Here is a 22163-nt window from a genome sequence, read left to right on the forward strand (position 1 = left end):
AATAGCAAGAAGACACAATAGCTAGTCTTTGCTACTGTCTAAGTTGGCTTTTGCATAAGCCTGCCAGATTTTTTGTTGGGGTTTGGCAAGTGGGTAATTCTTAAACTCTTCTGGTGAAAGCCAGCGAACTTCCCTATCTGAAAAATCATGGTAGTCACTCACCTGACCTGCTACAATTTGAACATGCCATTTTCGATGACTAAAAACATGCTGGACTGTATCAAAACAAACATCAAGCCAATCAACTTCTAGGTCATAGTCCTGCTGGAAACTCTCTTCTGGACTGGGACCAAAGTTCACACTTTCTTCTGCAACCTGATGAAAGAGGTCAAACTGCTCCTCTTGCGAAAAGTCATCTACTTCTACCAGTGGGAAATGCCAAAATCCTGCCAATAGCTTTTCGCTTTCATTTTTTTCAAGTAAAAATTGTCCCTGTGTATTTTTGACCACCAAGGCTTTAAGATAAATAGGAACAGGCTTTTTCTTGGGAGCCTTGATTGGATAACGGCCCATGGTTCCATTCTGATATGCCGCGCTAAAGTCCTTCACTGGACTTTCTTCTGGTCTGGGATTTACAGGCGCCTCAATATCTGAGCCCAAGTCCATCAAAGCTTGGTTAAAGTCACCTGGCCGTTCTGGGTCAATCAGGATTTCCATTATTGCCTGAAAAATTTTTCGATTACTTGGAATCCCAATATCGTGGTTGACTTCAAATAGACGCGCCAAAACCCGCATGACATTACCATCGACCGCTGGCTCAGGCAAATTAAAAGCGATACTGGAAATGGCTCCTGCTGTGTAAGGACCAATCCCTTTTAAACTAGAAATTCCTTCATAGGTGTTTGGAAATTGGCCACCAAAGTCAGTCATAATCTGCTGGGCTGCAGCCTGCATATTGCGTACTCGAGAATAATATCCCAGTCCCTCCCAAGCCTTCAACAAACGCTCTTCAGGCGCATTCGCCAAACTTTCGACAGTTGGAAACCAGTCCAGGAATCTTTCGTAGTAAGGGATAACTGTATCCACCCTGGTCTGCTGGAGCATAATTTCAGAAACCCAGATATGATAAGGATTTTTACTTCTACGCCACGGTAAATCTCTTTTGTTTTCATCATACCAACTGAGAAGTTTCTGACGGAAAGAAATAATCTTCTCCTCCGGCCACATGACAATACCGTATTCTTTCAAATCTAACATATCTCTAGTATAACACAGAAGGTTTTAACTGTCCTTTTCCTAGTATTAATACTCTTCGAAAATCTCTTCAAACCACGTCAACGTCGCCTTGCCGTAGGTATGGTTCCTGACTTCGTCAGTCTTATCTGCAACCTCAAAACAGTGTTTTGAGCAATCTGCGGCTAGTTTCCTAGTTTGCTCTTTGATTTTTATTGAGTATAAAAAGCCTCTTCCCAAGGGAAAGAGGACTAAATTTTATTGATGAACTGCTTGCAGCAAATAAGAAATAGGTAGGGCAAAAATATTTAAACTCAAAAAACGCATAATATCCGGTGTTGAAAAACCTTGATATTATGCGCTCTATTATGAGAAAATTTACTTCATTTTCTCCTGAAATTGAGTTTTTACCCAGTCTCTCAAAGTCAATTTCAATCCACTAGAACAAGCCTAGTACAGTTCCATCGCTTTCAACATCCATGTTGAGAGCAGCTGGTCGTTTTGGAAGTCCTGGCATGGTCATGACATCACCAGTTAAGGCAACGATAAAGCCTGCACCTAATTTTGGCACCAATTCGCGAATGGTAATTTCAAAGTTTTCAGGTGCTCCAAGTGCATTTGGATTATCTGAAAAACTATATTGAGTTTTTGCCATACAGATTGGCAATTTGTCCCAACCGTTTTGAACGATTTGAGCAATTTGTGTTTGAGCTTTCTTCTCAAAGTTTACTTTGCTACCACGGTAGATTTCAGTAACAATCTTTTCAATCTTTTCTTGGACAGAAAGGTCATTATCATACAAACGTTTATAGTTAGCTGGATTTTCAGCGATAGTCTTGACAACCGCTTCAGCAAGTGCTACTCCACCTTCTGCACCATCAGCCCAGACACTTGCTAGTTCAACTGGCACATCAATAGAAGCACAAAGTTCTTTCAAGGCTGCGATTTCAGCTTCTGTATCAGATACAAATTCGTTGATTGCTACAACTGCTGGAATACCGAACTTACGGATGTTCTCAACATGGCGTTTCAAGTTGGCAAAACCGGCACGAACTGCCTCTACGTTTTCCTCTGTCAAAGCATCTTTAGCCACACCACCATTCATCTTAAGAGCACGAAGGGTTGCGACAATGACAACTGCATCTGGAGATGTTGGCAAGTTTGGTGTCTTAATATCAAGGAATTTCTCGGCACCAAGGTCTGCACCAAAACCAGCTTCAGTAACTGTGTAATCAGCCAAGTGAAGGGCTGTGCTTGTTGCCAAGACAGAGTTACATCCGTGAGCGATATTAGCAAATGGACCACCGTGTACAAAGGCAGGTGTACCGTAAATTGTCTGAACCAAGTTTGGCTTAATAGCATCCTTTAAAATCAATCCTAAGGCACCTTCAACCTGCAAATCACCTACAGAAACAGGCGTACGGTCATAGCGATAACCAATAACGATATTGGACAAACGACGTTTCAAGTCCTCGATGTCCGTTGCCAAGCAAAGAATGGCCATGATTTCAGAAGCAACTGTAATGTCAAATCCATCCTCACGTGGAATACCGTTTAGAGGGCCACCAAGTCCAACAGTTACATGACGAAGGGCGCGATCATTCAAGTCCACAACGCGTTTCCAGAGGATACGACGTTGGTCAATTCCCAACTCATTCCCTTGATGTAAGTGGTTGTCAATCAAGGCAGAAAGAGCATTGTTGGCAGTCGTAATGGCATGCATGTCTCCAGTAAAGTGAAGGTTGATGTCTTCCATTGGTAGAACTTGAGCATAACCACCGCCAGCAGCACCCCCCTTGATCCCCATGACTGGACCAAGAGACGGTTCGCGGATAGCAATCATGGTTTTCTTGCCAATCTTGTTCAAGGCATCCGCAAGACCAATGGTAATAGTTGATTTTCCTTCACCTGCAGGTGTTGGATTGATGGCAGTAACCAAAATCAATTTCCCAACTGGATTGCTCTCAACTGCACGAATTTTATCAAAGCTAAGCTTAGCCTTGTACTTTCCATACAACTCCAAATCATCGTAAGAAATACCAAGTTTCTCTACAACATCAACGATTGGCTTCAACTCAATACTCTGTGCGATTTCAATATCTGTTTTCATTCAAAACTCCTCTAACCTCTTATATGATAATTCATTATATCACAAAACAAGATTTTTAACATCCTCAAACTCTCTAAACGTTCGTAAATATCCATTTTTTTAAGATTTTTAGAGCCCTTTCTTAAATTTTATATGGCTTTATAGTTTGAAACTATATTCTTTCCTTTTACCAAAATTTTATCGCTTTCATTTTACTTACCGTTTATTTTTGTGTACAATAGTGCTATGAAAATTTTAGTTACATCGGGCGGTACCAGTGAAGCTATCGATAGCGTCCGCTCTATCACTAACCATTCTACAGGTCGCTTGGGCAAAATCATCACAGAGACTTTGCTTGCTTCAGGACATGAAGTTTGTTTAATGACGACAAAACGAGCTTTGAAGCCAAAAGCCCATCCCAACCTAAGCATTCAAGAAATTAACAATACAAACGACCTTCTCCTTGAAATGCAAGAACGTATTCAGGATTATCAGGTCTTGATTCACTCAATGGCCGTATCTGACTACACTCCTGTTTATATGACAGGGCTTGAGGAAGTTCAGGCTAGCTCCAATCTAGAAGAATTTTTAAACAAGCAGAATCATCAGGCCAAGATTTCTTCAACTGATGAGGTTCAGGTTTTGTTCCTTAAAAAGACACCCAAAATCATATCCCTAGTCAAGGAATGGAATCCTACTATTCATCTGATTGGTTTCAAACTGCTGGTTGATGTTACCGAAGATCATCTGGTTGACATTGCACGAAAAAGTCTTATCAAGAATCAAGCAGATTTAATCATCGCGAATGACCTGACTCAAATTTCAGCAGATCAGCACCGAGCTATCTTTGTCGAAAAAGATCAGCTTCAAACAGCCCAGACTAAAGAAGAAATTGCAGAACTCCTCCTTGAAAAAATTCAAGCCTATCATTCATAGAAAGGAAAGCTATGGCAAACATTCTCTTGGCTGTAACGGGCTCAATCGCCTCTTACAAGTCGGCAGATTTAGTCAGTTCTCTAAAAAAACAGGGTCATCAAGTCACTGTCTTAATGACTCAGGCTGCTACAGAGTTTATCCAACCTTTAACACTACAGGTCTTATCGCAGAATCCTGTCCACTTGGATGTTATGAAGGAACCCTATCCTGATCAAGTCAATCATATCGAACTTGGAAAAAAGGCGGATTTATTTATCGTGGCCCCTGCAACTGCTAACACTATTGCAAAACTAGCCCACGGCTTTGCGGATAACATGGTAACCTGTACAGCTCTAGCCCTGCCCAGTCATATTCCCAAACTCATCGCACCAGCTATGAATACAAAAATGTATGACCATCCAGCAACTCAGGCTAATCTGAAAACATTAGAAGCCTACGGCTATCAGCTGATTGCTCCTAAGGAATCCCTACTAGCTTGTGGCGACCACGGACGAGGAGCATTAGCTGACCTCACAATTATTTTAGAAAGAATAAAGGAAACTCTCGATGAAAAAACGCTCTAATATTGCACCCATTGCTATCTTTTTTGCAACCATGCTCGTGATACACTTTCTGAGCTCACTTATCTTTAACCTTTTTCCATTTCCAATCAAACCGACCATCGTTCATATTCCTGTCATTATTGCCAGCATTATTTACGGTCCACGCGTTGGGATTACACTTGGATTTTTGATGGGGCTGCTTAGCTTAACTGTTAACACGATTACAATTCTACCGACAAGCTACCTCTTCTCCCCATTCGTACCAAACGGAAACATCTACTCAGCTATCATTGCCATTGTCCCACGTATTTTGATTGGTTTAACTCCTTACTTAGTCTATAAACTGATGAAAAACAAGACTGGTCTGATTTTAGCTGGGGCTCTTGGTTCCTTGACAAATACTATCTTTGTCCTTGGAGGAATCTTCTTCCTATTTGGAAATGTTTATAATGGAAATATCCAACTTCTTCTGGCAACCGTTATCTCAACAAATTCAATTGCTGAATTGGTCATTTCTGCAATTCTAACCCTAGCCATTGTTCCACGACTACAAACCTTGAAAAAATAAAAACAATCTCCGCTTTCAAACCTGAAGGTGGAGATTTTGCTCTATACAGTTTCTTTTCAGTGAAATCTTTACCAATATTTATACTCAATGAAAATCAAAAAGTAAACTAGGAAGCTAGCCGCAGGTTGCTCAAAACACGGTTTTGAGATTGCAGATGGAAGCTGACGTAGTTTGAAGAGGTTTTCGAAGAGTATTAACTTAAAAACAACCTATAAACCTAAGTAAATCCTTGCTTTATTGTCTATTTTATTGTACTATACTAGTGTATATACAATAAAAAGGAGATTCTTATGAATACACGGAAAAAGACACAATTTATGACAATGACTGCCCTCTTAACAGCTATTGCGATTTTGATTCCAATTGTTATGCCTTTCAAGATCGTCATTCCACCTGCTTCTTACACTTTGGGAAGCCACATCGCTATTTTTATCGCTATGTTCTTGTCGCCCTTAATGGCTGTTTTTGTCATCCTAGCCTCTAGTTTTGGATTCTTGATGGCTGGCTACCCCATGGTTATCGTATTTCGAGCTTTTTCCCATATCTTTTTTGGGACTTTGGGGGCTCTTTACCTACAAAAATTCCCCGATACCCTAGATAAACCAAAATCTTCCTGGATTTTCAACTTTGTTTTGGCTGTTGTTCATGCCCTTGCTGAAGTATTGGCCTGTGTCCTTTTTTACACAACTTCCGGTACCAATGTAGAAAATATGTTTTATGTTCTATTTGTACTAGTTGGATTTGGTACAATTATCCATAGTATGGTAGACTATACATTAGCACTAGCTGTCTATAAAGTGCTTCGAAAACGCCGTTAAAAGGAAAAACTATGACAAAAGATCGCAAACAAGCCCTGCTCCAACTCTTGAAAGAAGCTCCTAAAGCCCTTAATGGCCAAAGTTTGGCGGAACATTTTCATGTCACACGTCAGGTCATTGTACAGGACATTGCAATTTTAAGAGCCGATGGCGCTCCTATCCTATCCACTAATCGTGGCTACGTCTATAAGCAAGTTGATGTCAATCCATACGTCCACAAACTTTTCAAAGTCAAACATGAAGTTGAAGAAATCGGTCAAGAACTCCTGGCTATCGTCGATAATGGAGGGCGTGTCCAGAATACCTTTATTGACCATCCCGTTTATGGAGAAATTGAAACCTTGCTTAAACTGTCTTGTCGCAGAGATGTGCAACATTTTCTAGAACAAGTCGAGCATTCTGACTTTAGACCTCTGTCTGAATTGACAGATGGCATCCATTACCACCTAGTCGAAGCCGAAACACAACAAGACCTCCACTATATCGAGGAGGCCTTGGATCAGCTCGGTTATTTGGTAAAGGATTAGAAAATTTTCTTTTCCCAATCGTCTTCTGTACGGCGAGGGTAGAAAAATTCAGATTTGTCCGGAGCTTCCATCATCTCCATCAGAGGTAGCATATCATAGGCCAGATTCAAGTTTGGAATCTGGTCTTTTTGAATCCAATAGCTCAAATAGTAACAATGATATTTAAAAACTACATTGAATGAAGATGAATAAGTACCTACTTATTAAATATATCACCAGTTATGTTGATCAACATTATCCTTAGTCACAAGATAAATTGGAGAAACTGTTTCTTTTTCTAGTTTTTTCCCTTGATAATGATCAATTGCTGATTGAATAGCAATTTCACCCATCTTAGCTGGTTGCTGAGCAATAGTGGCAGTAATATCACCTTTGGCAATAGCATCATGTGCATCTGGTTGACCATCAATACCAACAATTAATACATTGCTAAGACCAGCTGCTTTTACTGCTTGTGCAGCTCCTAACGCCATCTCATCATTCTGTGCAAAGATTACTTGTACTTCTTTGTTTCCTTGAATCATATTTTGCGCTGTATTCAAAGCTTTTGCGCGATCAAAATTAGCGGATTGACTAGAAAGAACATCTAAATTTGTCTTTGAAATTTGTTCAAATCCTTTACCTCTATCTACTGTTGCAGAAGCACCAGGAACTCCTGATAATTCAAAAGTTTTTGCTTTTTCTCCCAATTGCTTGGTAATAAATTCGGCAGCCATTTTACCTGCTTCTACGTTATCAGAAGCAACAGTTGTCAAGACTTCACCACCATTACTACCGCGGTCAATTAAGATTACTGGAATATTTGCATTATTAGCAGCTTTAATAGATGTAACAATTGCATCAGAATCAACTGGATTAATTAGTAAAGCATCTACATTTTGACTAATAAAATTCTGAATATCATCTGCTTGTCTAGCAGCATCATCTTGTGCATCTGCTATCTTCAAAGTTACTTCTTTTTCTCCTGCAGCTTTTTCAAGACCATCTTTCATAGCCACAAAATAGGGATTGTTAGTAGTCGAAATAGAAACTCCTAATTTTAATTCTTTTGCCGACTTTTGAGTCGTAGATTTATTATCATTTGATGAATTTCCTAAACCAGTTTTTCCACAAGCTGCTAAAGCAAAAATAAATGTTACAAACAAAGCAAAAATGCTAATTTTTTTAATAATTTTCATGTTATTACTCCTCGTAATATATATCTATAGGGATAGTTTCCATCCCGATTATTGTACGTCATCTAATAAATTGTTGCTATTTCCAAAAAAATTGAAAATGATTCTACTGTTTTACAACTTTAAAACGATCAATCAGAACAGCAATTAAGATTACAACTCCTTTTACTACTTGTTGCCAAAATGCTGACACACCGATAATATTAAGTCCATTATTCAAAACCCCAATAATTAAAGCACCTATTAAGGTCCCCAGTATACGACCTTTACCTCCTGATAATGAGGTTCCCCCAAGAACAACAGCTGCAATAGCATCCATTTCATAACTAGCACCTGCTGTTGGTTGAGCAGAACTTAAGCGTGATGTTATAATCAATCCAGAAATTGAAGCCATCATACCTGATATTGAATAAATGATAATTTTCACTTTATTTAATTTCACACCTGATATATATGCTGCTTTTTCATTCCCCCCTATAGCATATACAGATTTACCAAATGCTGTTTTATGAAGTAAAACATATAAAACAATAAATACAATAAACATAATAATTACAGGAAATGGAATTCCTACTATGTAACCTTGCCCCAAAAATTGAAATAAGAATGTATCACTTAATCCTTTTGTAATAGGATTCCCATTTGTATAAACAAGTGTTGCGCCTCTAAAAATAGTCATAGTTGCTAAAGTAACGATAAATGGAGCTAATTTCCCGTAGGAAATCAATAACCCATTCATCATCCCCAGAATGCAACCCAAAATTAAAGAGCTGAGAATTGCTAACGCAACAGGCATTCCAGATCCTAATAAACCAGCTGTTAGCGCACTGGATAAGGCTAAAATTGATCCTACTGATAAATCGATTCCACCTGTTAGAATAACAAAAGTCATTCCAAAAGCAATCAGTGCATTTGATGTTACTTGCAATAGTAAATTTAACAGATTATTTGCTGTTAAAAAATTTGAATTGATAATAGTGATGACAGCCATTAAAATTATCAATGCTATTACTGTTGTCAATTCTGACATATACTTCATAGTATTTTTCACACTATTGTCCTCCTGTAGCTAGTTGCATAACTTTTTCTTGTGTAGCTTCTCGACGTGTTAATTCCCCACTAATTCTACCTTCATGCATGACCATAATGCGATCACTGACTCCAATCACTTCTGGTAAATCTGAAGAGACCATAATAATCGGTACACCTCGTTCAGCCAATTCATTCATTAATTGGTAAATTTCACGCTTAGCACCAACATCTACCCCACGAGTTGGCTCATCTAAAATCAGTACTTTTGGTGCAATACCTATCCATTTTGCTAAAACTACTTTCTGTTGATTACCACCAGAAAGTGTTCCAACTTCCTTATCTGGATAACCTGATTTAATTCGTAGCCTATCAATTAAACGTTGTACAAATATATCACTTGTTTTATTATCAAAAATACCATTTTTAACAAAATCTCGAGTACTAGGTAAAGTCATATTATCTTTAATAGAAAAATCTAAAATCAATCCCTCATCTTTACGATCTTCTGTTAAGAAACCAATTCCATGCTTAATTGCTTCAAAAGGATTTTTAATTATCAGTTGTTCTTCGTTTATTATAATTTGACCAGATTTTAAAGAATCAATTCCAAAAATTGCTCGCATTATTTCAGTACGACCAGCACCCATCAAACCAGAAAAACCAAGAATTTCCCCTTGACGTACATAGAAAGAAATATCCGTAAAAGCATCACCAGAAAGATTCTTAGCTTGAAAAACAATATTCCCAATCTCAGCCTTTTTTTCTGGATAATAATCTTCTAATTCACGACCTACCATCTTCTGAACTAATTCATCCGCATTGGTTAACTTCGTTTTCTTGGTATCAATTACAAACCCATCCCTCATAACAGTTATAAGATCTGTAATCTTAAAGATTTCTTCCATCCGATGTGAAATATACACAATACCTACACCATCAGATTTTAATCCTTCTATCACTTTAAAAAGTGTTTCAGTTTCACGATCAGTTAAAGCTGCTGTGGGTTCATCCATAATTAACAAGGAAACTTCTGATAATAAACATTTTGCTATTTCTATCATTTGTTGTTGTCCGACTGATAATTGACCAATGATTGCATCAAGAGGAATAGAGATATTAAGACGTTTAAATGCTTCTTTAGCTTTCCTTTCCATACTAGCTTTATCTAAAAACCCAATCGAATTTTTTATTTCTCTTCCTAAAAAAAGATTATCAAGTACAGTCATATCTGGCCAAGTATTCATTTCTTGATGAATAAAACTCAGTCCAAACCGTTCTGCCTCTTGAGGATTAGAAAATGTTTTTTCTTTTCCATCAATAAAAATAGTTCCTGAAGTAGCTGGAAAAAGTCCAGTTAAAATATTCATTAAGGTTGATTTGCCTGCACCATTCTCTCCCATTAAAGCATGAACTTCTCCTGAATTAAGAACCAAATCAATACTTTCTAAAACACGATTATTCCCAAAAGATTTTGAAATGTTCTTCATTTCAATTTTCATAGGCAACCCCCTTCTAAATAATAACTCCTGATTGCAAGATTATATTCGAATATGGTGTATCTTCCCCAGTGCGAATAACTGCCTTAACTTTAGTATTCATAGCTTTCAATTCTTCGTGACTAATATATTCAATAATTATATTCGATTCTAAAAGATCTAAAACTGCTTGCCACTGTTCTTTGTTTTTTTCCTTAATTTCTTCTGCTAAGAAAATTTTTTCAATAAGTACATGATCTGAATATTCTTTTAAAACTTCTAAAAAACTTGGACTACCTTTTCTTAATGCTAAATCAATTTTGTCAACACCTTTTGGAACTGGCAATCCTAAATCTCCGATACAAACCAAATCCATATGACCTAAATCATCAGCTAGTTTTGCTATATTACTATTTAAAATCCCATATTTCTTCATATCCTGAATGCTCCTTTATTTCTTTCAAACTCGGCATGCCTCCTTGCGCTCCAAATCTTTGAACAGAAAGATGTGAAGCAATCGTTGCAAAGGACAATGCAACATTCATCTCTTTTCCTTTTGAGATAGCATAAGCAAAAGCACCATTAAACGTATCTCCTGCTCCTGTAGTATCAACTACTTCTGCTTTTATAGCAGGAATCTTCTGAACTACTGTCCCATCATAATAAATAGAACCTTCAACTCCTAATGTCACAATCATTTTATTAGGATAAATTTTAATAATTTCTTCTAATTTCTTATCTGGAAAAAGCTCTGAACATTCATGCTCATTAGGAGTCATAAAATCACAAAAAGGAATCATCTCTATGTCTGTTTCTCTAGCTGGTGCAGGATTGTAAAGTACCTTAACTTGATTTTCTTGACAAAATTTAGCTATAGATAGGTTGGCTTCATGTGGTATTTCATTCTGTAATACAACAATACTTGCATCACTAATTAATTCCCACTCATTTTTCCAATCATTTGTTTTAACTAAATTATTCGCTCCGGGATAATAAATAATCCTATTATCACCTCCATATAAAGTAATTTGTGCAGCTCCTGTATATTGTGGTACCGTTCCCACATATTCTGTAGAAATATTATTATTTTGCAGATTACTTAATAAATCTGCTGAAAAAATATCTTCTCCGACATTTCCAAATATGTAAATATTATCTTCTACACTGGATAATCTACCAATAGCTACAGCTTGATTTGCACCTTTTCCACCTGGAACTATATTAAACGAATCCCCAAAAATCGTTTCACCTCCTTCTGGAATCCTTTTTGTTCTCATAACTAAGTCCATTGAAATACTTCCAACAACAACAATTTTACTCATTACTTTCTCCTTAATGTATTTCTTTCTACGTATCTAACAGGTAGTTTAATTTTAGCTTCATCTATAGAGAACTTATTTGCCATATTATAGATTAGCTTTGCAGCCTGTTCTCCCATTTTATATGATGATTGGTGAATAGTTGATAAAGAAGGGTAAATAAATTGACTAAGTACAATATCATCATAACCAATGATTTGAATATCATCTGGAATTTTTTTACCAATTGCTAAAATTTCATGAATATAAGCTATCGCATGAATATCAGAAGGTGCTATAATACTATCGATATTTGGATTTCTTTTTAGATTCTCTTTAGCTTCTTTTTGAATTTTTTCAAAGTCAAACGTTTCACTTTCTTCAATACAAATTTCTAAAGATTTATTCCTCAAATAGTTTAAACTTGCTTCAAACCGTTCCGCGATATTCTCGGCTTTATCATCTAAAACTTTAATAATCAGAACTTGTTTAGCACCTGCATTACAGATTGCTTCAGCAGCCAAACGACCACCTGACTGATTATCAGAAAAAACACCGTAACCTGTATCTTTACTAATTCGGTCAACTACAACAACAGGTAATGATAAATCTGGATATTCTTTTGTGAAGTCATGTGTAGTAATAATGCCAGCAGCATTTGTTTTCAACAGTAAGTTAACATATTCACTCAAAGATTCTTGGTCTGAAATCGTACCAACCATAATTCTATAACCTTTATCTTTCAAATATGATTCAGCGCCTCGAACCAATCTTGGGAAGAAGGGATTTGAAATATCTGGCAATAAAAGTCCTACCATTTGGTTTTTTTTGGTTTTCAAAGATTGTGCTAATACATTTGGTGTGTAATTTAATTTTTTAATCGCATTTTTTATTTTCTCTCTCGCATCATCTCCAACATAACCTTTTTTTGATATATATCTTGAAACCGTTGATTTTGATACTCCAGCTTCTTCAGCAACCTGTTTTATTGTAGTCATCACTCCTCCTTCTTACGTTGTGGAACCGTTCCCTTATTCTATAGTAAACGTTTTCTTTTTATTTGTCAATACTTTTCTAAAAATATTTTAAATTTATTTCATAGTACATATATTTTTCCAAATATATTATTACTATTACACAAGAAACACAACAAGACCTCCACTATATCGAGGAGGCCTTGGATCAGCTCGGTTATTTAGTAAAAGACTAGAAAATTTTCTTTTCCCAATCGTCTTCTGTACGGTGGCGGTAGAAAAACTCTGACTTATCCGGAGCTTCCATCATCTCCATCAAAGGTAGCATATCATAGGCCAGATCCAAGTTTGGAATCTGGTCTTTTTGCACCCAAGAAACTTCTCCCTCTTCTGAAGATTGAAGGGTACCAGAGAACTCAGTTGCCTTATAACAAACGACAATGTAGCGCCCGCCTGTATCTAGTGGCCAGTTCTTGATACCGACCAGTTGAGGATTTTGGATAGTCAATCCTGTTTCTTCGTAGATTTCACGAATGACAGACTCCGCGAAAGACTCGCCATTTTCTACATGGCCTCCTGGAAAGGCATAACCAGACCAGCGATTGGTTTCAGGAGAGCGATACTGCATCACCACGCGCTGAGTTTCTAAGTCTTCAATCAGACAAATGTTTGTTAAAATCGTTAATTGGAAACGGGACATAAATTTACTCGCTTTCTAAGTTATTAAATTTTCAGACTTGGTACCATATTAGCTTTTACTTTTGAGAATTATTTAGAATAGAATACCATCCGTTTTTCCTTCATAGGCTTTCCAAGTTCAAGTATTTTTTCTTGTCCATCAAAAGTAAAACCCATTTTTTGATAGAAAGCAATGGCTCGCTTGTTATCTTTCAATACCCATAAGAAAATTTCAGAAAAATGATTAAGAGCAGTCAAAGCCGCTTTCATTAACTTTTGTGCTATGCCTTTTCCGTAATAGTCTTTTAAAACATAGAAAGCAATAATTTCACCAGCTTGAATAGTCTCATCACGAAAGTTACCATAACTGATAAAACCAACTACCTTCAGATCATCTATCGCAATCAATGTATTTTCTGGATACTTTTGACTAAAGAGTCGACATCTTTCTAATGTCATTGTCTCCTGAAATTCTGCAGGCAAAAGGTCATCATAAGCCTCTCTCCACGTTTGCCAGTGAACAAGGGATTTACCTTCTATCTCTTCAGGAGTTTCCATTGATTTGATAATAACCGTCATTTATTTTCGCCCAGTCTTCTCTCAAAATACCATATTTAATACTATCAAAATATTTACCTTGATAATAACGAACTTTTGGAATATGAGCTTCTTTTTTCATTCTTAATTTTTCAGCAAGTTTCATCATACCAAGATTTCCTGACCAAGTTGTCAAACCCAGATGCTCCAACTCCAAGTAATCCTGAAACGTCCTATCTATCCACTGCAACATAGCAACTTTCCCAATACCAGTGTTCCAGAATTTTTTATCATAAATACCAATTCCCAATTCCATCCATCTTGTTTCTTTACATACCCAATAACGCGAAACAGTCCCAACTAGTTTATCATCAACAAAAATACCAAGGCGATTTGAGTTGCTTAAAATGGATTCTGATTTTTGTAGTTCGAATTCTTTAAAATTTGAAAAATACTGATAATCATCATAATAGGGAGCATCATACTGTTTCCAAACTGGATTAAGTTGTGAATAATCCATTTCCTATAAAGACATCAAATCTTCTCTCTTTAACTTTCTTAAATAAATCATACTATTCCCCTAATCCAAGGCCTTGACTTCCAACATCATATCACGGATCTGAGCCGCCAGTTCAAAGTCAAGCACTTCGACGGCTTCTTGCATTTGTTTTTCTAGTTTCTTGACCAGTTCTTTGCGCTCTTGTTTGTTGAGGCTATTGATGTCAACTTCCTTGTCTTCTTCCTTAGCAACTGCCTTGGTCACAGCAATCAGGTCACGGATTTCTTTCTTGATTGTCTGAGGCACAATACCATGTTCTTCATTATAGGCCATCTGGATTTTCCGACGGCGGGCAGTTTCATCGATAGCACGTTGCATAGACTGGGTCATTGTGTCCGCATACATGATGACATGACCTTCGCTGTTACGGGCAGCACGACCAATGGTCTGGATAAGACCACGTTCGTTACGAAGGAAACCTTCCTTGTCAGCATCGAGAATAGCTACGAGGCTCACTTCAGGAACGTCAATTCCTTCACGGAGCAGGTTGATTCCGACCAAGACATCAAAGACACCCAAACGCAGGTCACGGATAATCTCTGTCCGCTCTAAAGTCTTGATATCCGAGTGCATGTACTTGACCTTAATACCCATTTCTTTAAAGTAGTCGGTTAAATCCTCTGCCATTTTCTTGGTCAAGGTGGTGATAAAGGTACGCTCGTTCTTTTCAACACGGGCATTGATTTCACCTAAGAGGTCATCAATCTGTCCCATAGTCGGACGAACTTCCACCTCAGGATCCAAAAGACCTGTTGGTCGAATGATTTGCTCAATCACTGTCTCGGTCTGTTCATTTTCATAGTCACCAGGTGTCGCTGAAACGTAAACAATCTGATGCACATGGCTTTCAAATTCTTCACGACGGAGAGGACGATTGTCCAGAGCAGACGGCAAACGGAAACCGTAATTTACTAACATTTCCTTACGAGAACGGTCTCCATTGTACATGCCTTTGATTTGTCCCATGGTCATATGACTCTCGTCAATCATAATCAAGAAATCATCTGGAAAGAAGTCGAGAAGCGTATAGGGAGGCTCACCTTCGCTACGTCCATCCATGTGGCGAGAATAATTCTCAACCCCGTTGGTATAGCCCATCTCACGCAACATCTCAATATCATACTCTGTCCGCTGTTTCAAACGCTGGGCTTCAAGCAGTTTGCCTTCCTTTTCAAAGACAGCTAGTTGCTCTTCTAATTCTGCTTTAATCTTTGCAATGGCAACTTCCATGTGGTCGTCATTGGTCACAAAGTGAGTTGCAGGGAAAATCGCTAAATGATCCACTTCTCCCAATACCTGACCAGTCAGGGCCTCAACCTCACGGATACGGTCAATTTCGTCTCCAAAAAATTCTACTCGAAAGGCGTGTTCATCACGAGAGGCTGGGAAAATCTCCACCACATCCCCACGAACGCGAAATCTTCCCCGTTGGAAATCAATATCATTACGTTCAAACTGAATATCGACCAAGTCATTCAAGAGTTTATCACGAGAAATTTCAAGACCTGGACGGAGACTAACGACACTATCTGCGTATTCCTTGGGCGAACCCAGACCATAGATACAAGAGACCGAGGCCACGACAATAACATCATTACGCTCCAAAAGGGCTGAAGTCGCTGAGTGGCGGAGCTTGTCAATCTCGTCATTGACAGAACTATCCTTCTCAATGTAGGTATCACTAGAAGGGACATAGGCCTCAGGTTGGTAATAATCATAGTAAGACACAAAGTACTCAACTGCATTTTCAGGGAAAAATTCCTTAAACTCCCCATAGAGCTGGCCTGCTAGAGTTTTATTGTGGGCAATAACCAGAGTTGGTTTATTGACTTTGGAAATGACCTGACTCATGGTATAGGTCTTCCCTGTTCCGGTCGCCCCCATCAGAATCTGAGCTTTTTCTCCACCCTCAATGTTATCAACCAACTGTTCGATAGCTTGTGGTTGATCTCCTGATGGTTGATATTTTGATACTAGTTTAAATTGATTATCTGTAATGCGGTTAATCATAAGAATCCTCTCTCCATGTGCTATTCCTATTTTAGCATACTTATAGCATTTTCACGAAGAAAAGGACGGACCGAAGTCACATCCTTTCATTTTCTTTCTTTAATTGATAAGCGAGATAAAGAATCAGCACAAACAAAATAATACTGGACACGATGGAACCCTCAATACCAAAAGACCCACCAGAAAGCCAGTCTTGATTGCCTTGTGGAGTAAATTTCATGATTGAGGTTCCTGAAGACTGACCACTAACTAATACTCCAAAGAGGTTTCCCTGTGCGAAATTCCAGGCTCCATGAATACCACCTATACCCCATATAGTATCTGTTTTAAGAAGATATAGGGACATGGCAACCCCAAATAAAAAGAGATCAATTGCAGATAAGAAAGTTATGCCTGAATTTCCTAAATGAAGTAAGGTAAAGAGACTACTAGATATGATAATAGCGACTTTAAGATTGGTTCTCTTAGCCAATTGTGGAATCAACCAAGCACGAGTAACCAATTCTTCTGCCGTTCCCTGTAAAATCCAAAAAGGTATTGTAAATAAAGTAAAAGCTAGCGAATAAGTATCCAAGTGAATGGAATCAAATTGATACTGCCCCAACACTACTAGTCCAGCCAAAGCAAGTATAAAGAGGGATAGACCAAGACCGTATCCTTTAAATAAGGCACTTAAAAAATTTTCTTTATAGAATCCCAAGGTTCGAATCGGTCTTTTCTCTACTTTTCTAGTCCATCTAAACACAGTTAAGATGATAAAACCAAAGGACAGTAATTCAAATATCAAATGGATGTCACTTGATTTATCAGATAAATTCTGAAATAACATTTGAAGGAAATCTGCAATTCTTTGACCACCCATACCAAGATTGCTAAATAGCCCGATCAATGCTAAAAAACTAAGGCCAAAAAATAGAGAAGATATGAACTCAGATATATAGACGAAAAATAAAGCTAACAAGGGGCTTGTGTAAATGTTTAAACTCATTTTAGAAGTTTCAAAGTCTTTTAAGATTCTTTTGTCTTTCATAACTTTATCCTCTTTTACTATATGATATACCTTTATTATAGCACTTCTGTTGTGTGATTCAAGACAAAACAAGAATTATGGATGTTATATTTTCTAACACAGAAATATAAAAATTTGCCTTTTTTTACTTTTTCTGATATAATGGGAAAATATTCGGAAAAGGAGACTAAAAATGAAGAAAAAATTTCTAGCATTTTTGCTAATTTTATTCCCAATTTTCTCATTAGGTATTGCAAAAGCAGAGACGATTAAGATTGTGTCTGATACCGCCTATGCACCTTTTGAGTTTAAAGATTCAGATCAAACTTATAAAGGAATTGATGTTGACATTATTAACAAAGTCGCAGAGATTAAAGGATGGAATATTCAGATGTCCTATCCTGGATTTGATGCAGCGGTCAATGCGGTTCAAGCTGGTCAAGCTGACGCTATCATGGCAGGGATGACAAAGACGAAAGAACGTGAAAAAGTCTTCACCATGTCTGATACTTACTATGATACAAAAGTTGTCATTGCAACTACAAAGGCACACAAAATTAGCAAGTACGACCAATTAACTGGCAAAACTGTTGGTGTTAAAAACGGAACAGCCGCTCAACGTTTCCTTGAAACAATCAAAGATAAATACGGCTTCACTATTAAAACATTTGACACTGGTGATTTGATGAACAACAGCTTGAGTGCTGGTGCCATCGATGCCATGATGGATGACAAACCTGTTATAGAGTATGCCATTAACCAAGGGCAAGACCTCCATATTGAAATGGATGGGGAAGCTGTAGGTAGCTTTGCTTTCGGTGTTAAAAAAGGAAGCAAATACGAGCACCTAGTTACTGAATTTAACCAAGCCTTGGCTGAAATGAAAAAAGATGGTAGTCTTGATAAAATCATTAAGAAATGGACTGCTTCATCATCTTCAGCAGTGCCAACTACAACTACTCTAGCAGGATTAAAAGCCATTCCTGTTAAAGCTAAATACATTATTGCCAGCGATTCTTCTTTTGCACCTTTTGTTTTCCAAAACTCAAGTAACCAATTTACTGGTATTGATATGGAATTGATTAAGGCAATCGCTAAAGACCAAGGTTTTGAAATTGAAATCACCAACCCTGGTTTCGATGCTGCTATCAGTGCTGTTCAAGCTGGACAAGCTGATGGTATCATTGCTGGTATGTCTGTCACAGATGCTCGTAAGGCAACTTTTGACTTCTCAGAATCCTACTACACTGCCAATACTATCCTTGGTGTCAAAGAATCAAGCACCATTGCTTCTTATGAAGATTTAAAAGGGAAGACAGTTGGTGTTAAAAACGGAACTGCTTCTCAAACCTTCCTAACAGAAAATCAAAGCAAATACGGCTACAAAATCAAAACCTTCGCTGATGGTTCATCAATGTATGACAGTTTAAATACTGGTGCCATCGATGCTGTTATGGATGATGAGCCTGTTCTCAAATATTCTATCAGCCAAGGACAAAAATTGAAAACTCCAATCGCTGGAACTCCAATCGGTGAAACAGCCTTTGCCGTTAAAAAAGGATCAAATCCAGAACTGATTGAAATGTTCAATAACGGACTTGCAAACCTTAAAGCAAACGGAGAATTCCAAAAGATTCTTGACAAATACCTAGCTAGTGAGTCATCAACTGCTTCAACAAGCACTGTTGACGAAACAACTATCTGGGGCTTGCTTCAAAACAACTACAAACAGCTCCTTAGTGGCCTTGGTATCACTCTTGCTCTAGCTCTTATCTCATTTGCTATTGCCATTGTCATCGGGATTATCTTCGGTATGTTTAGTGTCAGCCCCTACAAATCTCTTCGTGTGATCTCTGAGATTTTCGTTGATGTCATTCGTGGTATCCCATTGATGATTCTTGCAGCCTTCATCTTCTGGGGAATTCCAAATTTCATCGAGTCTATCACAGGACAACAAAGTCCAATTAACGACTTTGTAGCTGGTACCATTGCCCTATCGCTCAATGCAGCCGCTTATATCGCTGAAATCGTTCGTGGTGGTATTCAGGCCGTTCCAGTTGGTCAAATGGAAGCCAGCCGAAGCTTGGGTATCTCTTATGGAAAAACCATGCGTAAGATTATCTTGCCACAAGCAACTAAATTGATGTTGCCAAACTTTGTCAACCAATTCGTTATCGCTCTTAAAGATACAACCATCGTATCTGCTATCGGTTTGGTTGAACTCTTCCAAACTGGTAAGATTATCATTGCCCGTAACTACCAAAGTTTCAAGATGTATGCAATCCTTGCTATCTTCTATCTTGTAATTATCACACTTTTGACTAGACTAGCGAAACGCTTAGAAAAGAGGATTCGTTAATGGCAAAACTAAAAATTGATGTAAATGACTTACATAAGCAATATGGAAAAAATAAGGTCCTAAAAGGGATTACAACTAAATTCTACGAAGGAGACGTTGTCTGTATCATCGGGCCTTCAGGTTCTGGTAAGTCAACTTTCCTTCGTAGTCTCAATCTCCTAGAAGAAGTTACGAGTGGTCATATCACTGTGAACGGTTATGACTTAACTGAAAAAACAACCAACGTTGACCACGTCCGTGAAAATATAGGCATGGTTTTCCAACACTTCAACCTCTTCCCACACATGTCTGTTTTGGACAACATCACCTTTGCTCCTATTGAGCACAAGTTGATGACTAAGGAAGAAGCTGAGAGATTAGGAATGGAGTTGCTTGACAAGGTTGGACTAGCAGATAAAGCTAATGCTAACCCAAATAGCCTATCAGGGGGTCAAAAACAACGTGTGGCTATCGCTCGTGGACTAGCAATGAATCCTGATATCATGCTCTTTGATGAACCAACTTCTGCCCTTGACCCTGAGATGGTCGGAGACGTACTAAACGTTATGAAGGAATTGGCTGAGCAAGGTATGACCATGATTATCGTAACCCATGAAATGGGATTTGCTCGTCAGGTTGCCAACCGTGTTATCTTTACTGCGGATGGTGAATTCCTTGAAGACGGAACACCTGATCAAATCTTTGATAACCCTCAACACCCTCGTCTGAAAGAGTTCTTGGACAAGGTCTTAAACGTCTAAACTCAAACTGTAAGGATTTCCTTGCAGTTTTTTTCTATCTCGTATTGGATTTTTTGATTTTTCGGAAAATTATGTTAGAATTAAGTTTATGAAATGAGGTTTCCTCATACCTAGCAAGACTAGGAATAAAAATAGAAATTAGGTAGCTAGATGTCATCTAAGGTTATTGTTACAATTTTCGGTGCGAGTGGAGACCTGGCTAAACGCAAGCTCTACCCTTCCCTATTTAGACTATATAAATCCGGCAATCTTTCCAAACATTTTGCCGTTATTGGAACTGCCCGTCGTCCTTGGAGCAAGGAATATTTTGAATCTGTAGTAGTCGAATCAATCCTTGATTTGGCAGATAGTACCGAACAGGCTCAGGAGTTCGCTAGCCACTTCTACTATCAAAGTCATGATGTCAACGATACAGAACACTACATTGCTTTGCGTCAATTGCAGGCTGAACTAAATGACAAGTACCAAGCTGAACACAACAAGCTCTTCTTCTTGTCTATGGCGCCTCAGTTCTTTGGAACTATAGCAAAACACCTCAAGTCTGAAAACATTGTTGACGGTAAAGGTTTTGAACGTTTAATCGTTGAAAAACCATTTGGTACAGATTACGCAACTGCAAGCAAGTTGAATGACGAGCTCCTAGCAACATTTGATGAAGAACAAATTTTCCGTATCGACCATTATCTTGGTAAGGAAATGATCCAAAGTATCTTTGCAGTTCGCTTTGCAAACTTGATTTTTGAAAACGTTTGGAACAAAGACTTTATCGACAATGTTCAAATTACCTTTGCGGAGCGCTTGGGTGTAGAAGAACGTGGTGGCTACTATGACCAATCTGGTGCCCTCCGTGACATGGTACAAAACCATACACTACAACTTCTTTCTCTCCTTGCCATGGACAAGCCAGCAAGCTTCACAAAAGACGAGATTCGTGCTGAAAAGATTAAGGTCTTTAAAAACCTCTATCATCCAACAGATGAAGAGCTTAAAGAACACTTTATCCGTGGTCAATACCGTTCAGGTAAGATTGATGGCATGAAATACATCTCTTACCGTAGCGAGCCAAATGTAAATCCAGAATCAACAACTGAAACCTTTGCATCTGGTGCTTTCTTTGTAGATAGCGATCGATTCCGTGGTGTTCCTTTCTTCTTCCGTACTGGTAAACGTCTGACTGAAAAAGGAACTCATGTCAACATCGTCTTTAAACAAATGGACTCTATCTTTGGTGAGCCACTTGCTCCAAACATTTTAACCATCTATATCCAACCAACAGAAGGCTTCTCTCTCAGTCTAAATGGGAAGCAGGTAGGAGAAGAATTTAACTTGGCCCCTAACTCACTTGATTACCGTACAGATGCAACCGCAACTGGTGCTTCTCCAGAACCATACGAGAAATTGATTTATGATGTCCTAAATAATAACTCAACTAACTTTAGCCACTGGGATGAAGTTGGTGCGTCATGGAAATTGATTGACCGTATCGAAGAACTCTGGGCTGAAAATGGTGCCCCACTTCATGACTATAAAGCTGGAAGCATGGGACCTCAAGCAAGCTTTGACTTACTTGAAAAATTCGGTGCCAAATGGACTTGGCAACCAGATATCGCCTATCGTCAAGATGGTCGTTTAGAATAAAAAAAATTCCTGCAAGTTTGTTCCTT

General features: G+C 38.1%; 22 protein-coding genes and 2 pseudogenes. 9 read left to right on the top strand and 15 right to left on the bottom strand.

Going from position 1 to position 22163, the window contains the following annotated elements; translation table 11 throughout:
• Nucleotides 1-21: 21 nt before the first annotated feature.
• The 3 genes from mutY to SPPN_RS05885 all read right to left on the bottom strand — a co-directional run bounded on the left by mutY (nucleotide 22) and on the right by SPPN_RS05885 (nucleotide 3283).
• Complete coding sequence (gene mutY / locus SPPN_RS05875) at nucleotides 22-1197, bottom strand: A/G-specific adenine glycosylase (protein ID WP_000886139.1); 1176 nt, start codon at nucleotides 1195-1197, stop codon at nucleotides 22-24.
• 45 nt (nucleotides 1198-1242) lie between these two features.
• The gene (locus tag SPPN_RS13190; protein ID WP_158083587.1) at nucleotides 1243-1413 is read right to left on the bottom strand and encodes a hypothetical protein; all 171 of its coding nucleotides are present in this window, start codon (nucleotides 1411-1413) and stop codon (nucleotides 1243-1245) included.
• A gap of 199 nt (nucleotides 1414-1612) precedes the next feature.
• Nucleotides 1613-3283: a formate--tetrahydrofolate ligase gene (locus SPPN_RS05885; RefSeq protein WP_000845266.1), complete on the bottom strand. Its 1671-nt coding sequence runs from the start codon at nucleotides 3281-3283 to the stop codon at nucleotides 1613-1615.
• 225 nt (nucleotides 3284-3508) lie between these two features.
• Between SPPN_RS05885 and coaB the strand changes: the two genes are divergently transcribed.
• The 5 genes from coaB to SPPN_RS05910 all read left to right on the top strand — a co-directional run bounded on the left by coaB (nucleotide 3509) and on the right by SPPN_RS05910 (nucleotide 6653).
• A complete protein-coding gene (gene coaB, locus SPPN_RS05890; RefSeq protein WP_000699528.1) occupies nucleotides 3509-4198 on the top strand; it encodes a phosphopantothenate--cysteine ligase in 690 nt (229 codons plus the stop codon).
• Nucleotides 4199-4209: 11 nt separating this feature from the next.
• The gene (coaC, locus tag SPPN_RS05895) at nucleotides 4210-4761 is read left to right on the top strand and encodes a phosphopantothenoylcysteine decarboxylase (RefSeq protein ID WP_001284126.1); all 552 of its coding nucleotides are present in this window, start codon (nucleotides 4210-4212) and stop codon (nucleotides 4759-4761) included.
• Nucleotides 4745-5308 (top strand): ECF transporter S component, encoded by a 564-nt coding sequence (locus SPPN_RS05900; protein ID WP_000747405.1) that lies wholly within the window; start codon nucleotides 4745-4747, stop codon nucleotides 5306-5308. The genes coaC and SPPN_RS05900 overlap by 17 nt, the downstream gene beginning before the upstream one ends.
• A gap of 290 nt (nucleotides 5309-5598) precedes the next feature.
• Nucleotides 5599-6126 carry an ECF transporter S component gene (locus SPPN_RS05905; RefSeq protein ID WP_001097399.1) on the top strand — a complete coding sequence of 176 codons (528 nt, stop codon included), beginning with the start codon at nucleotides 5599-5601 and terminating at the stop codon, nucleotides 6124-6126.
• An 11-nt stretch (nucleotides 6127-6137) separates the two neighbouring features.
• Nucleotides 6138-6653 carry a transcription repressor NadR gene (locus SPPN_RS05910; RefSeq protein WP_000159188.1) on the top strand — a complete coding sequence of 172 codons (516 nt, stop codon included), beginning with the start codon at nucleotides 6138-6140 and terminating at the stop codon, nucleotides 6651-6653.
• Here the strand turns inward: SPPN_RS05910 and SPPN_RS05915 are convergent.
• The 7 genes and pseudogenes from SPPN_RS05915 to SPPN_RS05945 form a co-directional block, all read right to left on the bottom strand.
• Nucleotides 6650-6790, bottom strand: a pseudogene (locus SPPN_RS05915) (8-oxo-dGTP diphosphatase); the annotation flags it as partial. The gene SPPN_RS05910 and the pseudogene SPPN_RS05915 overlap by 4 nt on opposite strands.
• A 75-nt stretch (nucleotides 6791-6865) precedes the next feature.
• A complete protein-coding gene (locus SPPN_RS05920) occupies nucleotides 6866-7831 on the bottom strand; it encodes a substrate-binding domain-containing protein (protein ID WP_000691493.1) in 966 nt (321 codons plus the stop codon).
• Between the two features lie 103 nt (nucleotides 7832-7934).
• A complete protein-coding gene (locus SPPN_RS05925) occupies nucleotides 7935-8879 on the bottom strand; it encodes an ABC transporter permease subunit (RefSeq protein ID WP_000799270.1) in 945 nt (314 codons plus the stop codon).
• Between the two features lies 1 nt (nucleotide 8880).
• Nucleotides 8881-10359, bottom strand: a complete 1479-nt coding sequence (locus SPPN_RS05930) for a sugar ABC transporter ATP-binding protein (RefSeq protein ID WP_000687782.1) — start codon at nucleotides 10357-10359, stop codon at nucleotides 8881-8883.
• 13 nt (nucleotides 10360-10372) lie between these two features.
• Nucleotides 10373-10771 (bottom strand): D-ribose pyranase, encoded by a 399-nt coding sequence (gene rbsD, locus SPPN_RS05935; RefSeq protein ID WP_000759834.1) that lies wholly within the window; start codon nucleotides 10769-10771, stop codon nucleotides 10373-10375.
• The gene (rbsK, locus tag SPPN_RS05940; RefSeq protein WP_000036809.1) at nucleotides 10746-11657 is read right to left on the bottom strand and encodes a ribokinase; all 912 of its coding nucleotides are present in this window, start codon (nucleotides 11655-11657) and stop codon (nucleotides 10746-10748) included. Before rbsK ends, rbsD begins: the two co-directional genes overlap by 26 nt.
• Nucleotides 11657-12631 carry a LacI family DNA-binding transcriptional regulator gene (locus SPPN_RS05945; RefSeq protein ID WP_000207600.1) on the bottom strand — a complete coding sequence of 325 codons (975 nt, stop codon included), beginning with the start codon at nucleotides 12629-12631 and terminating at the stop codon, nucleotides 11657-11659. Before SPPN_RS05945 ends, rbsK begins: the two co-directional genes overlap by 1 nt.
• 134 nt (nucleotides 12632-12765) lie before the next feature.
• Between SPPN_RS05945 and SPPN_RS12845 the strand changes: the two are divergent.
• A pseudogene (locus SPPN_RS12845) lies at nucleotides 12766-12843 on the top strand (DNA-binding transcriptional regulator); the annotation flags it as partial.
• On the opposite strand, the gene SPPN_RS05950 reads toward SPPN_RS12845, so the two are convergent.
• From SPPN_RS05950 to SPPN_RS05970, 5 genes are all read right to left on the bottom strand, one after another.
• Nucleotides 12840-13307, bottom strand: coding sequence for an 8-oxo-dGTP diphosphatase (locus SPPN_RS05950; protein WP_000086065.1), 468 nt, complete (start codon nucleotides 13305-13307; stop codon nucleotides 12840-12842). The pseudogene SPPN_RS12845 and the gene SPPN_RS05950 sit on opposite strands and share 4 nt — an antisense overlap.
• 68 nt (nucleotides 13308-13375) lie before the next feature.
• Nucleotides 13376-13864 (bottom strand): GNAT family N-acetyltransferase, encoded by a 489-nt coding sequence (locus SPPN_RS05955; RefSeq protein ID WP_000216015.1) that lies wholly within the window; start codon nucleotides 13862-13864, stop codon nucleotides 13376-13378.
• Nucleotides 13830-14342 (bottom strand): GNAT family N-acetyltransferase, encoded by a 513-nt coding sequence (locus SPPN_RS05960; RefSeq protein WP_000386636.1) that lies wholly within the window; start codon nucleotides 14340-14342, stop codon nucleotides 13830-13832. The genes SPPN_RS05955 and SPPN_RS05960 overlap by 35 nt, the downstream gene beginning before the upstream one ends.
• Before the next feature lie 60 nt (nucleotides 14343-14402).
• On the bottom strand, nucleotides 14403-16391 hold the full coding sequence (uvrB, locus tag SPPN_RS05965; RefSeq protein WP_000610424.1) for an excinuclease ABC subunit UvrB: 1989 nt from the start codon (nucleotides 16389-16391) through the stop codon (nucleotides 14403-14405).
• A gap of 76 nt (nucleotides 16392-16467) precedes the next feature.
• Nucleotides 16468-17421, bottom strand: a complete 954-nt coding sequence (locus SPPN_RS05970; protein ID WP_000653468.1) for a CPBP family intramembrane glutamic endopeptidase — start codon at nucleotides 17419-17421, stop codon at nucleotides 16468-16470.
• 172 nt (nucleotides 17422-17593) lie between these two features.
• Here SPPN_RS05970 and SPPN_RS05975 point away from each other — a divergent pair, with 172 nt between their 5' ends.
• The 3 genes from SPPN_RS05975 to zwf all read left to right on the top strand — a co-directional run bounded on the left by SPPN_RS05975 (nucleotide 17594) and on the right by zwf (nucleotide 22137).
• Nucleotides 17594-19759 (top strand): ABC transporter substrate-binding protein/permease, encoded by a 2166-nt coding sequence (locus tag SPPN_RS05975; protein ID WP_000726247.1) that lies wholly within the window; start codon nucleotides 17594-17596, stop codon nucleotides 19757-19759.
• Nucleotides 19759-20499, top strand: a complete 741-nt coding sequence (locus SPPN_RS05980; RefSeq protein WP_001096325.1) for an amino acid ABC transporter ATP-binding protein — start codon at nucleotides 19759-19761, stop codon at nucleotides 20497-20499. The genes SPPN_RS05975 and SPPN_RS05980 overlap by 1 nt, the downstream gene beginning before the upstream one ends.
• Before the next feature lie 150 nt (nucleotides 20500-20649).
• Nucleotides 20650-22137, top strand: coding sequence for a glucose-6-phosphate dehydrogenase (gene zwf, locus SPPN_RS05985; RefSeq protein ID WP_000096150.1), 1488 nt, complete (start codon nucleotides 20650-20652; stop codon nucleotides 22135-22137).
• Nucleotides 22138-22163 lie beyond the last annotated feature (26 nt).

Origin of the sequence: Streptococcus pseudopneumoniae IS7493, assembly GCF_000221985.1 — a bacterium.
Classification (GTDB): Bacteria; Bacillota; Bacilli; order Lactobacillales; family Streptococcaceae; genus Streptococcus; species Streptococcus pseudopneumoniae.